Below are 17,384 nucleotides of genomic sequence, written 5' to 3'. Positions count from 1 at the left end.
GTCGGGGGCGGCGGGGTGGTGATCTCGTCCTGCACCGGCGGGACCGGCACGGTCGTCGTCGCCGATGGCACCGCCAGATTCTTCGTGTCGGTTGTCACCAGCAGCGAGACCGATACCACCAGGGCGATCGCCGCGATGATCGCCGTGACGCCCACCACCCACGGCCACTTCGGCGGCGAGAGGTCAGCGGATCCGGCGACGTCGTCGTAGCTCTCGTAGCTTCCGTAATCGCCGTAATCGCCATAGCCGCCATAGTCGCCATAGCCGCCCCGTTCGTAGAGCGTGCTGTCGGCCGGGACGTAGGGCGCGATCGTGTACTGCTCGGCCTCCGGGGCGGAGTAGGCGCGCGAAAAACCGGTGTCGGTCAGTTCGTCCCGGTAGTCCTCAGTCGGGTGGTCCGGCGGATTGGGTCCGCTCATCCCTGCCTAACCTCTTTCGAGCCTGTCCTTGCCGTCACGGTCGCCGTGACGGTGTTTCCAGACACTACCCACCGGGCGGGCGAATCAGCACTTACGCTCACCGTCGCGCGTCGAAGTCTCGACCCGATTGTGACTTCTGTCGCTCAGTGCTTCTCGGGGCCGATGTAGTACTCGAACACCAGACCCGACACCGCCGCGAGGACGAACACGATGCCCGCGAAAATCAGCCACGGCAGCCACAGCGCCGCCCCGACGGCCGCGATGGAGAAAGCCAGGGCGATCAGGATCGGCCACCAGCTGTGCGGCGAGAAGAACCCCAGTTCGCCTGCGCCGTCGGCGATATCGGCATCCGGATAGTCCTCGGGCCGGGTGTCGAGCCGACGGGCCACGAAGCGAAAGAACGTGCCGATGATCAGCGACAGGCCTGCGGTCATCACCAGCGCGGTGGTGCCGGCCCACTCCAAGCCGCCCGGTTCGAAGATCTTCGTCAGAACTCCGTAGACGACGGCGGCGAGGATGAAGAGTCCGGTCAGGATCTCAAAGAGCCTGGCTTCGATACGCATCGGGAATCCCCTACCTGCTCGCCTGTGACGTCGCGGCCTGCCCCGGGATCACCTGTTCGCCACGGCGGGTGTCGAACGGCCTGGTGGTGACGGCCGTCGGCGCTTCGTTGATCGCCTGCAGAGCCTCCGCATTGGTCTTGCCGCCGATGCGCGCCTGCAGGTACGTCTTGAACGCGTCGGGTTCGACCACTCTGATCTCGAAATTCATCATCGAGTGATACGTCCCGCACATCTCAGCGCACCGGCCGACGAAAGCCCCGGTCTCGGTGATCTCCGACACCTGCCAGATGTTTTCGGTGTGGTTCGCCTTCGGGTCCGGGAAGACGTCACGCTTGAAGAGGAACTCCGGCACCCAGAAGGAGTGGATGACGTCGGCCGAGGCCTGCTGGAACTCGATGCGCTTGCCCGCAGGAAGCACCAGCACCGGAATCTCGTTGCTGGTGCCCACGGTCTCGACCTTGTCGAAGTTCAGGTAGCTGCGATCCTGCGGATTGAGGCCCCGGATCGCGCCCACCTTCTCGTGGCCGTGTTCGTCGACACCCTCAGGCTTGGAGATCAGCGCCGCTTTGCGGGCCGGATCAGCGCCGTCGAAGTTGAAGGTCCCGTCGGAGTAGGCGACTTTCTGGTAGCCGAATTTCCAGTTCCACTGGAAGGCGGTGATGTCGACGACGACCTCGGGATTGTCCTCCTTGTGCAGCATCTTCTGCTGGGTGACCACGGTGAAGTAGAACAGGACCGTGATGATCAGGAACGGGACCACCGTCAGCACCAGTTCCAGCGGCATGTTGTAGGCGAATTGGCGGGGCATCTCGTCATCGCCGGGCTTCTTCCGGTGGAATGCCCGCGACCAGGCCATCATGATCCAGGTGATCGCGCCCACGACCGCCGCGGCGATGACCGAGCCCACCCAGAGCTGCCGGTTGGCGTGCGCTTCCGGGGTGATGCCCTTGGGCCAGCCCAGCCCCAGCGCCTCCTGCCAGCTGCACCCGCTGACCGTCAGCGCCACCAGACCCACCACGACCGCCAGGGCCGTCATCCGCCACCGACGCGGTCGGCTTGGGCCGCGGGATGTCACCTTGCCGCCTCCTGATGTCGCTGGCCGATGGGTGTCGGCCGGTCCGGCGATCGCACCCGACATGCGAATAATACGCAGCGTAGACCACCCTTGAGCGACTATCGGACACACCTGGCGATTCGCCCCGCGCACCCGTTCACCGACCCGGCGCCTCGGGCATACTAGGCCGGGTGTGCGGACTGATTGCCCTGGTAGGACCGGCGCCGGGGTCAATAACCACGCACGTCGTCGAGGCCGTTGCCGGCGCCTCGCACCTCATGCGGCACCGTGGCCCGGACGAACCCGGCACCTGGGCGGACGTGGGCGGTGAAACCGGTGCACAAGGGGCGCCGGGGACTGCCGTGCTCGGCTTCAACCGATTGTCGATCATCGACATCGCCCACTCCCACCAGCCGCTGCGCTGGGGGCCGCCGGCCGAACCTGACCGGTACGTGCTGGTGTTCAACGGAGAGATCTACAACTACCTCGAACTGAGGGCCGAACTGGCCGACCGCTACGGGGCGTCCTTCGCCACCGACGGCGACGGCGAGGCGATCGTCGCGGCCTACCACTACTGGGGCGCCGAGGCGCTGAGCAGGCTGCGGGGCATGTTCGCCTTCGCCCTGTGGGACACCGTGCGCGGCGAGCTGTTCTGCGCCCGCGACCCCTTCGGTATCAAGCCGCTGTACATGGCGACCGGACCGGGCGGCTCGGCGGTCGGCAGCGAGAAGAAGTGCCTGCTGGACCTGGCCGACGTGCTGGGCCTGGACACCGGCATCGATCGCCGGGCCGTGCAGCACTACACGGTGCTGCAATACGTCCCGGAGCCGGAGACCCTGACACGCGGGGTGCGCCGACTCGAGTCGGGCTGCCACGCCGTCATCCGGCCGGGCGAAGCTCCGGCGGTGAGCCGCTACTTCCGGCCCCGCTTCGCCGCGGTGCCCGTCGCTGCGGGTTCGGCCCAGTCCCGCTACGACGAGATCACCGCGGTGCTGGAGGACTCGGTGGCCAAGCACATGCGCGCCGACGTCACCGTGGGCGCATTTCTGTCCGGCGGTATCGACTCCACCGCGATCGCCGCGCTGGCGATACGGCACAACCCACGATTGATCACCTTCACCACCGGCTTCGAGCGAGAGGGGTTCTCCGAGGTCGACGTGGCGGTCGCGTCCGCGGAGGCGATCGGTGCACGTCACGTCGCGAAGGTGGTCACCCAGTCCGAGTTCGTCGCCGCGCTGCCGGAGATCGTCTGGTACCTCGACGAACCGGTGGCGGACCCGGCGCTGGTGCCGCTGTTCTTCATCGCTCGTGAGGCTCGAAAGCACGTCAAGGTGGTGCTGTCCGGCGAAGGTGCCGACGAGCTCTTCGGGGGCTATACCATCTACCGGGAACCATTGTCGCTCAAGGCTTTCGACTATCTGCCCCGGAAATTTCGCAAGTCACTGGGTAGGGCGTCGCGGCCGCTGCCGACCGGCATGCGCGGCAAGAGCCTGCTGCACCGTGGGTCGCTGACGCTCGAAGAGCGCTACTACGGCAACGCGCGCAGCTTCTCCGACGATCAGCTTCGTGCGGTGCTTCCCGGATTCGATCCGGGCTGGACACACACCGATGTCACCACGTCGATCTACGCGGAGTCCCGTGACTGGGATCCGGTCGCCCGCATGCAGCACATCGACTTGTTCACCTGGCTGCGCGGCGACATCCTGGTCAAGGCCGACAAGATGACGATGGCTAACTCACTGGAACTGCGTGTCCCGTTCCTGGATCCGGAGGTGTTCGCCGTCGCTTCCCGGTTGCCGCTGGACCAGAAGATCACCCGCACCACCACCAAGTACGCGCTTCGGCGTGCGCTGGAGCCGATCGTGCCGGCGCATGTCCTGCACCGGGCGAAGCTCGGGTTCCCGGTACCGATTCGGCACTGGCTGCGATCCGGGGAGTTGATGGATTGGGCGTACGGCATGATCGGCGTCGCACAGGCCGGCGAGGCGGGACAGCTCGTCGATCTCGCTGCGGTGACCGCGATGCTCGACGCCCACCGGGCCGGAGAGGCCGATCACAGCCGGCGGCTGTGGACGGTGCTGATCTTCCTGCTGTGGCACGCGGTCTTCGTCGACGGCAGCGTGGTCCCGGTCATCAGCGAGCCGCGCTACCCGGTCCAGCTTTAGGCCGATCGGAACTGGGCACCCAGCGCCCGGATGATCTCGGCCGCCGCTTCGGCGCCGTAGGCTCCGGCCAGCCGATCGCCGGCGGCCGCGGGGTCCCAGACCCAGTTCTGCGTCCCGGTGGTCTCCAGTACCAGGACCGCGACCATCGATCCCAGCTGGGCGGAGCGCTCCAGATCCAGTCCGGCACCCCGGCCGGTCAGAAAGCCCGCCCGGAACGCGTCGCCGACCCCGGTGGGATCCACCCGTTCGGTCTCCGGCACGACGCCGACGCGCACGGCGGAGCCGTCGCCGTCCACCAGATCCACCCCGTCAGCGCCGAGCGTGGTGACCCGCAGACCCACCTGATCGCGCACCTGCGCCTCGGTCCAGCCGGTCTTGGACAACATCAGGTCCCACTCGTAGTCGTTGCTGAACAGATATGTCGCGCCGTCGACCAGCTGGCGGATCTCGTCTCCGGAAAGCCGGGCCAGCTGCTGGGACGGATCGGCGGCGAAGCGCAGCTTCAGCGCGCGGCATTCCTCGGTGTGGGCGTGCATCGCCTCGGGGTCGTTGGCCCCGACGATGACCAGGTCGGGCTCCCCGGCGGCGGCAACCATGTCGGCCAGCCTGATGTTGCGCGCCCGCGACATCGCACCGGGATAGAACGACGCGATCTGGGCCATGTCCAGGTCGGTCGTGCAGACGAAACGCGCGGTGTGCTGGGTGTCGGAGACCAGCACGTGGTCACAGTCGACCCCGACTGCCTCCAGGTGCTCGCGGTACTCGGTGAAGTCGACCCCCGCCGCGCCGACCAGCAGCGGGTTGCCGCCCAGGACACCGATCGCGTAGGCCATGTTGCCGGCCACACCGCCGCGGTGGACCACGAGGTCCTCGACCAGGAAGCTCAGCGAAACCTTCTGCAGATGCTCGGCGAGGAGTTGCTCGGAAAACCGGCCCGGGAAGCGCATCAGGTGGTCGGTGGCGATGGATCCGGTCACCGCGATGGTCACGGACGTCCCCCTCAGCGAGTGTGCGATAGCCTGGGCGGCGGCTTCGGCGGCAAGCCGACTAGGCGACTATAGGGCGCACCAGAGAGCACGACGCGACCCGGTGGCGTGATCGCGACCACCGACGAATCAGGAGACCTTTGGATGGCTGGCCCGGTTCCGCCCCCTCCGCCGGTCGGCCCGGAGTCCCAGCCCGCCTATCCCGCGCCCCCCGATTCCGGGCCCTACCCCGGACTCTATCCAGGCCCGGGTGGCTATCCCGACACCCTGCCGCCGCCGGTGCCCTACCCTGCCCAGCACCCCCCACAAGGCCGCGGCGCCCGAGCCGTGATCTGGGGCCTTGTGGGGCTGTCGCTGGTCGGAGTCCTGGTCCTCGCGGCGGTCACGCTCGGCGGAAACCGGGCGGCCACGGGACCGGCGGCGTTCACGGACACCGCGACGAAGGCGGCGATCCAGGACTACCTCGACGCGCTGGCCACCGGTGACACCGAGACCGTCGCCCGCAACACTCTGTGCGGCATGTACGACGCGATCAAGGACCGGCGATCCGACCTGGCGCTGGCCCGGTTGGCCAGCGATGCATTCCGCAAGCAATTCACCCGGGCCGAGGTGGTCTCGGTCGACAAGATTGTCCCGTCCTCGTCCTACCAGGCACAGGTGCTGTTCACGATGCGGGTGGCCCCGGCCGCCGCGGCACGCTCCGCCCGCGGGGACGAGCAGGCCATCGCGCAGGTGCTGCGCCAGGACAACCGGCTGCTGGTGTGTTCCTACCTATTGCGGACGGCCGCGCAGTACTGAAGCCTCAGTTGAACGAGTCGCCGCAGGCGCACGATCCGGTGGCGTTGGGATTGTCGATCGTGAATCCCTGCTTCTCGATGGTGTCGACGAAGTCGATGGTCGCCCCCTGGACATACGGCGCACTCATCCGGTCGACGGTCAGGGTCACCCCGCTGAACTCGACCGCAAGATCTCCGTCGAGGACCCGGTCGTCGAAGAACAGGTTGTAACGCAGACCCGCGCAACCCCCGGGCTGCACGGCGATGCGCAGCGTCAGGTCCTCGCGGCCCTCCTGGTCGAGCAGTGCCTTGGCCTTCGCCGCGGCCGCGTCGCTCAGGGTGACGCCGTGGGTCGAGGTCGTCGAGGTGGCCGACTCATCGGACACGGTGATCACTCTCCTCGGATGTGGACTCGGGTCTGGTGTATCCCGGCTGGGAACAACGTTACCCCTTCGGTCGGCTATTCCTGCGCCAGGTCAATCGCGGTCCTGGTGGCCAGCCCGGCGAGCTGGACCGCCGCGTCGTCGATGGCCCGCCGCACCGACCCGGCGTGGTCGGCCAGCGACTCGGCCCGGATCCCGACGGCACGCTGGGCCGCCGCGTCCAGCATGACCTGGCCGGCCAGCACCAGGACCGGGACGCCCGGGCGCCCGGCCGAGCGGGCCATCGCGGCCAGCGATCCCACCACCTTGCCGTGCAGCGACTGGTCGTCGAGCCGGCCCTCGCCGGTGACGATCACCTCGGCAGCGGCGACCTCGGCGGCCAGGCCGGTCTGCGCCGCGACCAGTGCCGCACCCGATTCGCGCCGCGCGCCCAGGGCAAGCAGCGCCGCGCCCAGCCCACCGGCCGCGCCGGCGCCGGGCAGCGACGCCACCGGCGCGCCGGCGAACCGCTCCAGCTCCACGGCCCAGGACGACAGCCGTCGCTCGAGTCGGTCCACGGTGGCCGGGTCGGCCCCCTTCTGCGGTCCGAACACGCGCGCAGCACCGTGCGGTCCCAGCAGCGGATGCTCGACGTCGGTCGCCGCGATGAGCCGGGTCGCGCCGACGCGCTGACGGGCGCCGGGCAGGCCGCCGAGAGCGTCGAGCATCCCCCGCCCGCCGTCGGTGCACCCGCTGCCGCCGAGGCCCACCACGACCGACGTCGCGCCGCAATCGATCGCTGCTGCGATGAGCTGCCCGACCCCCCGGCTGTGAGCCGACAGCGCGGTGTCCGGCGTGGGCGGGCCGCCCAGCAGCGCCAGCCCGCAGGCCTGGGCGCACTCGATGTAGGCCGTCGCGGCCGCGGCGTCGTATCCCCAGTCGGCGTCCACCTCCGTCGCGAGCGGTCCGGCTACCCGGCAGCGCTGCACCCGCAGAGGGAGGCGTTGGGCAAGCACGTCCAGGAAACCCGGCCCCCCGTCGGACTGCGGGGCGCCGACGAGTGTGTCGGCAGGGCGGGCCGCATGCCAACCGACGGCGATGGCCTCAGTCGCCTCGAGTGCGGTCAGGCTGTCACCGAAGCAGTCCGGCGCGATCAGCACGCGAAGGCCGGCCACCTCCGCAGGGTAGACCGGGACCCGGCGAAGTAACCTGACAGTCGTGAAGCTGCTGGGCCGCAAGAGCAATGACGACGAGGAAGCGCCGGACGCCGAATCCGCGTCCGATCCGCTGCCGGCCGCCTCGTCGGGCACCACCGCACCGAAGGGCCGTCCGACCCCGAAACGTAACGCGAGCGCCAGACGCCGGGGACCGGTCGCGCCGGCACCGATGACGGTCTCCGAGGCCCGCAAACGGCGCCGGGAGATGCGTCGCACCATGACCAGCGAAGAGCGCCGGGCGGACAAGCTGCGGCGCCGGGAGGCCATCGCCGAGCGGCGCGAACGGATGATGGCCGGCGAGGAGGATTACCTGCTGCCGCGCGACAAGGGTCCGGTGCGCCGCTTCGTCCGCGACATCGTCGACTCCCGTCGCAACGTTCTCGGGCTGTTCATGCCGGCCGCGCTGTCGCTGATTTTCGTCATGCTCGCCGTGCCGAGGGTGCAGCTGTTCATCTCCCCCGCGATGCTGCTGCTGATGCTGGCGATGGTCCTCGACGCGGTCCTGTTGTCGCGCAAGGTCAACAGGGCGGTCGCGGCGAGATTCCCGGAGAACACCGAGTCCCGCTGGAAGCTCGGACTCTACGCGGCGGGCCGCGCCTCCCAGATACGCCGGATGCGGATGCCGCGACCGATGGTGGCCCGCGGCGCCAAGGTCCTCTGATCGCACCCGCGGTGCGCGTTCTGGTGCTGGGCGGAATCCGGTCGGGAAAGTCTCTGTGGGCCGAACGGGCGGCGCTGGCGATGCTCGGCGGCGCGGCCGCCGAGCGGATGCGTTACATCGCGACCGGCCCGACTGCGGGATCGGACACCGCCTGGGCACAGCGTGTCGCCGATCACCGGCAGCGCCGGCCAGACACCTGGCAGACCCGGGAGACCGCTGACGTGGCCACCGAACTGCGCACCGAACCGACAAGTCCCGCCCTGGTCGACGACCTCGGCGGCTGGCTGACCGCGGCCCTGGACCGGGCCGGATGGGAGCGCGGGTCGGTCGCCGGGGACGTCGAGGATCTGATCAGCGCCGTCGACGACTTCCGCGCGCCGCTGGTGCTCGTCAGTCCCGAGGTGGGGCTGTCCGTGGTGCCGGCCACGGCAGCCGGCGGCCGGTTCGCCGACGAACTGGGCCGGCTCAACCAGCGTCTGGCCGAGTGCTGTGAGCGGGTGGTTCTGGTGGTGGCCGGACAACCCCTGCAGGTCAAACCCGCCACTGAGGCTCCGAGCTGATGGCCGGGCCGACGTTGTTCGCCGCGGTGCCGTCGCCGGACGGGCGTGCCGCCGCGGCGGCACGCCGCCGTCAAGACCTGCTGACCAAGCCCGCCGGTGCGCTGGGCCGGCTCGAGGATCTGTCGGTGTGGGTGGCCGCCTGCCAGGGTCGCTGCCCGCCGCAGCGGTTCCAGCGGGCCCGGGTGGTGGTGTTCGCCGGCGACCACGGCGTCGCGCGCGCCGGCGTGTCCGCCTACCCGCCGGAGGTGACCGCCCAGATGCTGTCGAACATCTCCTCGGGCGGTGCGGGCATCAACGTTCTCGCCGAGACCGCCGGAGCGACGGTCCGCGCGGTGGACATCGCGGTGGACTGCGACCGAGATCCCGACCGGGACCCTGATGATCGGCTCGCGCGCCACAAGGTGCGCAGGTCCAGCGGCAACATCGCCGTCGAGGATGCCCTGCTGCCCGCAGAGGTGCAGGCCGCTCTCGAGGCCGGAATCCGGGTCGCCGACGAGGAGGTCGACGCCGGTGCCGACCTGCTGATCGCCGGCGACATGGGAATTGGAAACACCACCGCGGCAACGACATTGATCGCGGCGCTGACGAACACCGAGCCGGTCGCCGCGGTCGGCCGCGGCACCGGCATCGATGATGCGGCATGGTCGCGCAAAACGGCGGCCGTGCGTGACGCGCTCTACCGTTCCCGCGCCGCGCGATCGGATCCGGTCGCGCTGCTGGCCGCCTGCGGCGGTGCTGACCTCGCCGCGATGGCGGGCTTCTGCGCCCAGGCGGCCGTGCGGCGCACCCCGCTGTTGCTCGACGGCCTGGCCGTCACCGCGGCCGCACTGCTGGCCGAGCAGATGGCACCGGGTGCCCGGTCGTGGTGGCAGGCCGGCCACCGGTCACCCGAGCCGGCCCACGATCTGGCCCTGGCCCAACTCGAGTTGCAACCGATCCTCGATCTGGGACTGCGACTCGGGGAGGGCAGCGGGGCCGCGGTCGCGCTGTCGATCGTGCGCGCCGCGGTCGCCGTGCTGTCCTCCATGGCGACCTTCACCGACGCCGGGGTCTCCGGCCCGGTCGCGCCGTGAGACCCGGGGTGATCGGCGGACTGGCAAGCGCGTTCGCCTTCGCGACGGTACTGCCCGCCGGTCGCCGCGGATCGGAACTCGGCGCGTCCACCGTCGGCTTGCTACCCGCCGTCGGCGCGGTGCTCGGCGCCGCGGCGGCCGGGACGCTGTGGGCCGGCGGCTGGGCGTTCGGGCCGCACTCGCCGCTGACCGGGTTGCTCGCGGTGACGGTGCTGCTGCTGCTCACCCGCGGACTGCATCTCGACGGACTGGCCGACACCGCCGACGGGCTGGGCTGTCACGGTCCGCCGGAGCGGGCGCTGGCCGTGATGCGCGAGGGTTCCGTCGGTGCGTTCGGCGTGGCCGCGATCGTCGTCGGCCTCGCCTCGCAGGCCGCGGCCTTCTCGCTGATGTCGCCGGGAAAACAAGGTCTGGCCGCCGCGGTGACCGCCGTCGTGGCGGGCCGGGTCGCGGCGGTGCTGTCCTGCCGGCGCGGGGTTGCGGCGGGACCGGGCAGTCAACTCGCAAGCCGCGTCGCCGGCACCCAGCCCCCGGTGGTGGTGGTGGCCTGGGTGCTCGTCGCGTGCGCTCTGGCCGTGTTCGCCACCCCGCGGCCGTGGCAGGGCCCGCTGGTGGTGGTGCTGGCGCTGGCCGCGGCCGCAGGCCTGATCCGGCACTGCGCACGCCGATTCGGGGGGATCAGCGGCGACGTGATCGGCGCGGCCATCGAAGTAGCCACGACGCTGACCGCCGTCGGTCTGGTGATCCGGCCCTGAGCGCCGGACCCGCGAACCTCAGCGCAGCCGCGTCATCCAGCCGTGGGTGTCGGCGAAGGTGCCGCGTTGAATGCCGGTGAGCGTGTCCCGCAGCGCCATCGACACCTCCCCGGGTTCGCCGTTGCCGACGGTGAACTCCCCCTCGCCGTACTTGACCCGCGCGACCGGGGTGATCACCGCGGCGGTGCCGCAGGCGAACACCTCGGTGATCTCGCCGGTCGCCACGCCCTTGCGCCACTCCTCGACGTCGATCTTGCGTTCCTCCACCGCAAACCCCGCGTCCCCGGCCAGCTGCAGCAGCGAATCGCGGGTGATGCCGGGCAACAGCGAGCCGCTCAGTTCGGGGGTGACCAGCCGCGCGGAGCCGCCGCTGCCGAAGACGAAGAACAGGTTCATCCCGCCCATCTCCTCGATGTAGCGCCGCTCGATGGCGTCCAGCCACACCACCTGGTCGCAGCCGTGAGAAGCCGCCTCGGCCTGGGCGAGCAGCGAGGCCGCGTAGTTGCCGCCGAACTTCGCCGCACCGGTGCCGCCCGGGCTGGCGCGCACGTACTCGGTGGACAGCCACACGCTGACCGGTTTCACTCCGCCCTTGAAGTAGGCGCCGGCCGGTGAGGCGATCACCAGATAGCGGTACTGCGCCGACGGCCGTACGCCCAGCCCCGGCTCGGTGGCGATGATGAACGGCCGCAGATAGAGGGACTGCTCACCGCCGGCGGGCGGAACCCACTCGTGGTCGACGGCGACCAGCTGGCGCAGGGACTCCAGAAAGATCTCGCCCGGCAACTCCGGGATCGCCAGCCGACGGCACGAGGCCCGCAACCGGGCCGCGTTGGCCTCCGGCCGGAAGGACACGATCGAGCCGTCGGCCCAGCGGTAGGCCTTGAGCCCCTCGAACACCTCCTGCGCGTAGTGCAGCACGATCGCCGACGGGTCCAACTCGATCGGGCCGTAGGGGATCACGTGCGCGTCGTGCCAGCCGAGGTCGCGACTGTAGAGCAGCGACACCATGTGGTCGGTGTAGTACTGACCGAATCCGGGATCGGCCAGGATGGCGGCCCGCCTGTCGTCGGGCACGGGGTGCGCCGCGCGCTCGATGCTGAACTCGAGCGGGGCGGGCATGGCGCGATTCTATAACCGGAGGGGGCGAGGGTGTCGAAGCCGTTCAGCGGGTGCGGACGTCGACGAACGGCGGTTTGACGACCTCGCAGTCCAGCGGCCGCCCCCGGACATCGACGCTGACCACCGCCCCGTCGGACACCTCGGCGTCGGAGTCCAGCAGCGCCAGGGCGATGCCGACCCCCAGCGTCGGGGAGAAGGTGCCGGACGTGGTGACGCCCACTGCGGCGGAGTCACACAGCACGGACATGCCCGCGCGGGGCACGCCGCGGCCGACGGCGCGCAGGCCGCGCAGCACCCGGCGCGGCCCGGCGCGCTTCTCGGCCAGCAGTGCGTCGCGGCCCCAGAACTGCTCTTTCGACCAGCCCACCGCCCACCCGCACCGGGCCTGCAGCGGCGAGATGTCGAGCGCCAGTTCGTGTCCATGCAGCGGATAGCCCATCTCCGTGCGCAGCGTGTCGCGCGCGCCGAGGCCGGCGAGTTGGCCACCGCACCGTTCCACTTCGGCCACCAGGGCATCGAACAACTTCGGTGCGCCATCCCAGGTCGGCAGCAGTTCGTAACCGTGCTCCCCGGTGTAGCCGGTACGGCAGACCCGCACCGGGGCCCCGTCGAAGCCGGCGTCTCTGAATTCCATGTAGCCCATCTGCCCCGGCAACCCGAGTGCGGTGAGCACCTGCTCGGAGCGCGGCCCCTGAACGGCCAAGACCGCGTAGGCACGATGTTCGTCGGTGACCGAGACTCCCCGCGGTGCGAGGTCTTCGAGCGCCGCCACCACCGCCGCCGTGTTCGCGGCATTGGGCACCAGGAAAATCTCCTCGTCGTTCACGTAGTAGGCGATCATGTCGTCGATCACGCCGCCGTCGGCCGTGCAGCACAGCGTGTACTGAGCCTCGCCGGGGCCGATCCGACGCAGGTCGTTGGTCAGCGCGGCATTGACGAACTCAGCGGCTCCCGGGCCGGACACCGAAGCCTTGCCGAGATGGCTGACATCGAACAACCCGACGGCGGCGCGGGTGGCGTTGTGCTCCCCGACTGTTCCCGCGTAGGACACCGGCATCAGCCACCCGCCGAAGGGGGCGAACGTGGCGTCACGGCCGCGGTGGCGGTCCTCGAGCGGTCCGTGCAGCAGTTCCGTCGTCACGCTGCCCCACCCTAAACCCCGCACGTCTAGGGTGTTGACGGTGAGTCAGGTCCCGAGTGTCGTCCCCGGTGTCGTCCCGAGTGTTGCTGTCGCCGCCGCCGTGCCCAAACGGCTGTCGGGTGCGGCGGTGATGGTCGTACCGGTGGTGTCCGACGACGGCGGCACACCGACGGTCGTCGCTGGCGAGTTCCTCGATGCCGAGACCGTCGGGGAGATCAACGTGTCGCTGCGCGCACTGGGCGCCAAGGCCGGCCCCGAACAGCTCACCCGACTGATCGTCCCGTCGCTTCCCGTGGCCAGCGTGCTGGCGGTCGGACTCGGCGCCCCGCGCGAGGAATGGCCGGGCGAGGTGATCCGGCGTGCCGCCGGCGTCGCCGCCCGTGCCCTGCCCGGCGTCGAGTCGGTCCTGACCACGCTGAGCGAGTTGCACCTGCAGGCCGCCGTCGAGGGACTGATTCTGGGCGCGTATCAGATGCATGAGTTCCGAAGCCCCAAAACCGCACCCAAGGAAGCGGCGCTGGCCAGGATCGTTGCGCTGAGCACAGCCTCCGGCGCCAAGGGCGCCGCCGCCCGCGCCAGGGCGATCGCCTCGGCGGTGGTGGTCGCCCGCAACCTGGTCAACACTCCGCCCAGCCACCTGCATCCCGACGAACTCGCCCGCCGCGCAGCGGCTTTCGGCAAAGCCGCGGGGCTGCGCGTCGAGGTGCTCGACGAGAAGGCATTGGCCAAGGGCGGGTACGGCGGCATCATCGGGGTCGGAAAGGGTTCCTCCCGCCCGCCCCGACTGGTGCGGCTGACCTACCGGGGCGCCACAGGCCGCAGACCCAGGAAGGTCGCGCTGGTCGGCAAGGGGGTCACCTTCGACACCGGGGGCATCTCGATCAAGCCGGCCGCGGCGATGCACCACATGACCTCGGACATGGCCGGCGCTGCCGCGGTGATCGCGGCGGTCGTGCTGGCCGCCGAGCAGAAGCTGCCCATCGACGTGATCGCCACCGTGCCGATGGCCGAGAACATGCCCTCGGCGACCGCGCAACGCCCCGGCGACGTACTGACCCAGTACGGCGGGACCACCGTCGAGGTCCTCAACACCGACGCCGAGGGGCGCTTGATCCTCGCCGACGCCATCGTGCGAGCCTGCGAGGACCGGCCGGACTACCTCATCGAGACCTCGACGCTGACCGGGGCCCAGACCGTCGCGCTGGGTGCGCGCATCCCCGGGGTGATGGGCAGCGACGAGTTCCGCGACCGGGTGGCGGCGCTGTCCCAGCAGGCCGGTGAGAACGCCTGGCCGATGCCGCTGCCCGACGAACTCAAGGACGACCTGAAATCGACCGTCGCCGATCTGGCCAACGTCAGTTCCCAGCGTTTCGCCGGCATGCTGGTGGCCGGGGTGTATCTGCGCGAGTTCGTCGCCGAGGACGTTCAGTGGGTCCACCTCGACGTCGCCGGGCCGGCCTACAACACCACCGGACCGTGGGGCTACACGCCCAAGGGCGCGACAGGGGTACCCGTGCGCACGCTGTTCGCGGTGCTGGAGGACATCGCGCTCAACGGCTAGCGACTCCCGGTGACTAGAGCACCTTTCCGCGCGCCGTGCTGCGCAGCACCGGCGGCAGCACCCGCGAGGTGGCATAGAGCAGATGGGCCTCCGGGGCGACCGGGCGGATCGCCCTGTTGCCGCGCACCGCGGCCAGGATCGCCTCGGCCACCTTCTCCGGCGGGTACCGGCGCAACTCGAACATCCGCTGCAGCGCGGCACGGCGCCCCGGCACCGCCGCGTGGCGTCCCTGAGCCGGATGGAATTCGGTGGCGGCGACGATGTTGGTGTTCACCACCCCCGGACAGATCGTGGTCAGCCCGATCCCGGCGGCGGCCAGTTCGGCGCGCAGACAGTCGGAGAACATGTAGACCGCCGCCTTCGACGTGCAGTAGGCATTGAGCGAACCGAGCGGGGCATAGGCCGCCATCGACGCGACATTGACGATGTGGCCTCCGGTGCCCCGGTCGACCAGGCGGCGCGCGAACGCCCGGCAGCCGTTGACCACCCCGCCGAGGTTGACGTCCAGTACGCGGTCGAACTGCTCGGGCGGGGTGTCCAGGAAGTCCCCCGCCACCCCGATCCCGGCGTTGTTGACGACGACGTCGGGAACGCCGTGCGTGGCGCAGACCGCGGCGGCGAAGCGCTCCACGGCCCCGGAATCGGCGACGTCCAGCACGTAGGCATGTGCGAGGCCGCCGGCCTCGGCGATCCGGGCCGCGGTCTGCTTGGCGCCGGCTTCGTCGATGTCGCTGACCACCACCTCCGCGCCGTGGGCGGCGAAAGCCAGCGCGGTCGCCCGGCCGATTCCGCTGCCGGCGCCGGTGACCGCGACGAGGGTGTCGCCGAAGTCCCGGCGGGGGCGGTCGGCCTGTGCGCGCAACAGCGCGCGGGTGGGCGGGGCTCCGCCGAGATGGGCGATGAGTTCGCTGACCGCACCGGCGACCACCTGCGGGTGCGACACCGGCGACCAATGCCCGGCCGGGACGTCCCGCCGCCACAACCGGCCCACCCAGCGCCCGGTGTCGTCGTAGACGTAGGGCCGTACGAAGACATCTGCGGTGTTGACCAGAAGTTGCACGGGCACCCCGACCCGGCGGTCACCTCCTGCGCGCGCGGGGGCGACAAGGTTGCGCAGGAAGTTCGCCCGGTAGATCTTCAGCCCGTTGGCCGCATCGGAGACGTACGTGGCGCCCTGATAGACACGGTCGGGAGGAATCCCCGGGGCGATCAGCAGCCGGTTGATCGCCCGCGCCAGGAAGGCCCGCATCGCCACCGGCGCGAGCAACGGGATGCTGAAGCCGAACATGTACCCCAGGTGGGCCGCCTGGGCGACGGCCCGGAAGAACCGGCGGGGCCGGTAGGGCCGGGCCAGCGCCCCCCGGACGAAACGGCTCAGGTGTACCGGATCCGGTCCGGAGATCGAGGTGTAGGAGGCGATCCGGTCGGCGGCCTCGGGATGGCTCTGACGATTACCGAGGTACTCCCAGATCGTCGCCGCACCCCAGTCGTGACCCACCAGGTGCACCCGCGATCCGGGGCACACCTCGGCGAGGACGGCAGCGAGGTCGTCGGCCAGACGCGCCAGCGTGTAGGCGGACACCGGGCCGGGAACCTCCGAGGCGCCCGCCCCGCGGTTGTCGTAGCGGATGACCCGGTGGGTGTCGGCCAGCAGCGCGGCCACGCCCTCCCACACCACGTGGGTGTCGGGCCAGCCGTGCACCAGGACGACGGTCGGACCGGCGGGATCACCCTGCTCGTAGACCGCGATGCGGGTTCCGTCGCGGGACTGCACAGATCGGGCGCGCATCAGGCTCTCAGCGACGGCGCTGGGCGTCGAAGTCACGCATCCGCTGCGGATAGCCGACCTTCTGTACGTCGTAGACCGGGATCGCCAGCCGCTCGCCGACCCGGCGGGCACCGGCCGCGTCCCCCACCGGCCGGCGAGTCCATTCACCGTCGGCGGCGACCAGCACGACGGTCAGCGGAGTGACCCTGGTCTGCGGCTCGACGTAGGCCTCCACGCCGCTGCGCTGCCCGGCCCACTGCTCCAGATAGCCGAGGTCGGGCCCGGCGGCCTGCGCGCCCCGACGCTTCCTGCCCCGAAAACCGCCGAAAAGTCCCACCGCCGGACATCCCCTTTCCGCGGGTTCGCTTGCGGGCTGTTCTATCGATGGTGCCAGAGAAGCCCGGCCCGGGTGCGCGGGGCGGATTGACGCCACGGGTACACCCCGCTGTGGTAAGCCAGAGAGCGCACGACGATCGAGGGAGTCAACAGACATGGCCGTCTCCGTCCAGATGCCCGCGCTCGGCGAGAGCGTCACCGAGGGCACTGTCACCCGGTGGCTCAAGCGCGAGGGCGACACCGTGACGGTGGACGAGCCGCTGCTGGAGGTCTCCACCGACAAGGTGGACACCGAGATTCCCGCCCCGGCCTCGGGAGTGCTGACGAAGATCATCGCCCAGGAGGACGACACCGTCGCCGTCGGCGGGGAGCTGGCCATCATCGGCGAGGCCGGCGAAGCCGCCGCCGCGCCGCCGGCGGCCGCACCCGCGCCTCCGGCCGAACCGGCCCCCGCTGCCGCACCCCCGCCGCCGACCGCCGTGACGCCCGAGGCCCCGCCGGCGGCTGCGCCGCCCGCGACGCCTGCGCCTGCGGCGGGTTCCACGCCGGTGCTGATGCCCGAACTGGGCGAGTCGGTCACCGAGGGCACCGTCACCCGGTGGCTGAAGAACATCGGCGACCCGGTGGCCGCCGACGAACCCCTGCTGGAGGTCTCGACCGACAAAGTGGACACCGAGATCCCCTCTCCGGCGGCGGGCACGCTGCTGAGCATCACCGCCGCCGAGGACACCACGGTGCCGGTCGGCGGCGAACTGGCCCGGATCGGAACCGCGGCCCCGGCGTCTGCCTCCGCCGCGCCCGCACCCGCACCGGCCGCGCCGCCGCCACCCTCGCCCGCTCCCGCGCCGCCGCCACCCGCCCCGAC

General features: G+C 70.7%; 17 protein-coding genes and 1 pseudogene. 8 read left to right on the top strand and 10 right to left on the bottom strand.

All coding sequences use genetic code 11. The features are described from left to right. The 3 genes and pseudogenes from ACKOB8_RS14830 to ctaC all read right to left on the bottom strand — a co-directional run. Window positions 1-419: pseudogene (locus ACKOB8_RS14830) on the bottom strand (hypothetical protein); the annotation flags it as partial. Window positions 420-562: 143 nt separating this feature from the next. Continuing rightward, a complete protein-coding gene (gene ctaF, locus ACKOB8_RS14825) occupies window positions 563-982 on the bottom strand; it encodes an aa3-type cytochrome oxidase subunit IV (protein WP_526378571.1) in 420 nt (139 codons plus the stop codon). A 10-nt stretch (window positions 983-992) separates the two neighbouring features. Next, complete coding sequence (gene ctaC / locus ACKOB8_RS14820) at window positions 993-2,018, bottom strand: aa3-type cytochrome oxidase subunit II (protein ID WP_526378569.1); 1,026 nt, start codon at window positions 2,016-2,018, stop codon at window positions 993-995. A gap of 209 nt (window positions 2,019-2,227) precedes the next feature. Here ctaC and asnB point away from each other — a divergent pair, with 209 nt between their 5' ends. After that, complete coding sequence (gene asnB, locus ACKOB8_RS14815) at window positions 2,228-4,201, top strand: asparagine synthase (glutamine-hydrolyzing) (RefSeq protein ID WP_526378567.1); 1,974 nt, start codon at window positions 2,228-2,230, stop codon at window positions 4,199-4,201. Here the strand turns inward: asnB and ACKOB8_RS14810 are convergent. Next, the gene (locus ACKOB8_RS14810) at window positions 4,198-5,190 is read right to left on the bottom strand and encodes a carbohydrate kinase family protein (RefSeq protein WP_526378565.1); all 993 of its coding nucleotides are present in this window, start codon (window positions 5,188-5,190) and stop codon (window positions 4,198-4,200) included. The genes asnB and ACKOB8_RS14810 overlap by 4 nt on opposite strands. Before the next feature lie 141 nt (window positions 5,191-5,331). On the opposite strand from ACKOB8_RS14810, the gene ACKOB8_RS14805 reads away from it, so the two are divergent. Next, on the top strand, window positions 5,332-5,985 hold the full coding sequence (locus tag ACKOB8_RS14805) for an Rv0361 family membrane protein (protein ID WP_526378563.1): 654 nt from the start codon (window positions 5,332-5,334) through the stop codon (window positions 5,983-5,985). 4 nt (window positions 5,986-5,989) lie between these two features. Here ACKOB8_RS14805 and ACKOB8_RS14800 read toward each other — a convergent pair whose 3' ends face one another. Continuing rightward, window positions 5,990-6,355, bottom strand: coding sequence for a HesB/IscA family protein (locus ACKOB8_RS14800; protein WP_526378575.1), 366 nt, complete (start codon window positions 6,353-6,355; stop codon window positions 5,990-5,992). 68 nt (window positions 6,356-6,423) lie between these two features. Continuing rightward, window positions 6,424-7,500 (bottom strand): glycerate kinase, encoded by a 1,077-nt coding sequence (locus tag ACKOB8_RS14795; RefSeq protein ID WP_526378561.1) that lies wholly within the window; start codon window positions 7,498-7,500, stop codon window positions 6,424-6,426. 43 nt (window positions 7,501-7,543) lie between these two features. Here ACKOB8_RS14795 and ACKOB8_RS14790 point away from each other — a divergent pair, with 43 nt between their 5' ends. From ACKOB8_RS14790 to ACKOB8_RS14775, 4 genes are read left to right on the top strand one after another with little or no spacing between them, the layout of a single operon-like run. Then, a complete protein-coding gene (locus tag ACKOB8_RS14790; RefSeq protein ID WP_526378559.1) occupies window positions 7,544-8,203 on the top strand; it encodes a DUF3043 domain-containing protein in 660 nt (219 codons plus the stop codon). 11 nt (window positions 8,204-8,214) lie between these two features. Then, window positions 8,215-8,763 carry a bifunctional adenosylcobinamide kinase/adenosylcobinamide-phosphate guanylyltransferase gene (locus ACKOB8_RS14785; protein WP_526378557.1) on the top strand — a complete coding sequence of 183 codons (549 nt, stop codon included), beginning with the start codon at window positions 8,215-8,217 and terminating at the stop codon, window positions 8,761-8,763. Next, the gene (gene cobT, locus ACKOB8_RS14780) at window positions 8,763-9,836 is read left to right on the top strand and encodes a nicotinate-nucleotide--dimethylbenzimidazole phosphoribosyltransferase (RefSeq protein ID WP_526378555.1); all 1,074 of its coding nucleotides are present in this window, start codon (window positions 8,763-8,765) and stop codon (window positions 9,834-9,836) included. Before ACKOB8_RS14785 ends, cobT begins: the two co-directional genes overlap by 1 nt. An 8-nt stretch (window positions 9,837-9,844) precedes the next feature. Next, window positions 9,845-10,591: an adenosylcobinamide-GDP ribazoletransferase gene (locus tag ACKOB8_RS14775; RefSeq protein WP_526378573.1), complete on the top strand. Its 747-nt coding sequence runs from the start codon at window positions 9,845-9,847 to the stop codon at window positions 10,589-10,591. Window positions 10,592-10,609: 18 nt separating this feature from the next. Here the strand turns inward: ACKOB8_RS14775 and ACKOB8_RS14770 are convergent, their stop codons facing one another. Both ACKOB8_RS14770 and gcvT read right to left on the bottom strand, forming a co-directional pair. Then, window positions 10,610-11,713: a branched-chain amino acid aminotransferase gene (locus tag ACKOB8_RS14770; protein ID WP_526378553.1), complete on the bottom strand. Its 1,104-nt coding sequence runs from the start codon at window positions 11,711-11,713 to the stop codon at window positions 10,610-10,612. Between the two features lie 43 nt (window positions 11,714-11,756). Continuing rightward, window positions 11,757-12,854, bottom strand: coding sequence for a glycine cleavage system aminomethyltransferase GcvT (gene gcvT, locus ACKOB8_RS14765; protein ID WP_526378551.1), 1,098 nt, complete (start codon window positions 12,852-12,854; stop codon window positions 11,757-11,759). 40 nt (window positions 12,855-12,894) lie between these two features. Between gcvT and ACKOB8_RS14760 the strand changes: the two genes are divergently transcribed. After that, window positions 12,895-14,415 (top strand): leucyl aminopeptidase, encoded by a 1,521-nt coding sequence (locus ACKOB8_RS14760; RefSeq protein WP_526378549.1) that lies wholly within the window; start codon window positions 12,895-12,897, stop codon window positions 14,413-14,415. Window positions 14,416-14,428: 13 nt separating this feature from the next. Here the strand turns inward: ACKOB8_RS14760 and ACKOB8_RS14755 are convergent, their stop codons facing one another. Both ACKOB8_RS14755 and ACKOB8_RS14750 read right to left on the bottom strand, forming a co-directional pair. Further along, window positions 14,429-16,204: an SDR family oxidoreductase gene (locus ACKOB8_RS14755; protein WP_526378547.1), complete on the bottom strand. Its 1,776-nt coding sequence runs from the start codon at window positions 16,202-16,204 to the stop codon at window positions 14,429-14,431. 7 nt (window positions 16,205-16,211) lie between these two features. Beyond that, a complete protein-coding gene (locus ACKOB8_RS14750) occupies window positions 16,212-16,520 on the bottom strand; it encodes an oxidoreductase (protein ID WP_526378545.1) in 309 nt (102 codons plus the stop codon). Window positions 16,521-16,674: 154 nt separating this feature from the next. Here ACKOB8_RS14750 and ACKOB8_RS14745 point away from each other — a divergent pair. Continuing rightward, the coding region (locus ACKOB8_RS14745; protein WP_526378543.1) for a biotin/lipoyl-containing protein at window positions 16,675-17,384 on the top strand (710 nt) is incomplete at its 3' end.

The organism is Mycobacterium sp. (assembly GCF_046091765.1).
Lineage (GTDB): Bacteria > Actinomycetota > Actinomycetes > Mycobacteriales > Mycobacteriaceae > Mycobacterium.
Note: the sequence above shows the minus strand (reverse complement) of the source record. Positions and strands in the feature narration are given on the sequence as shown.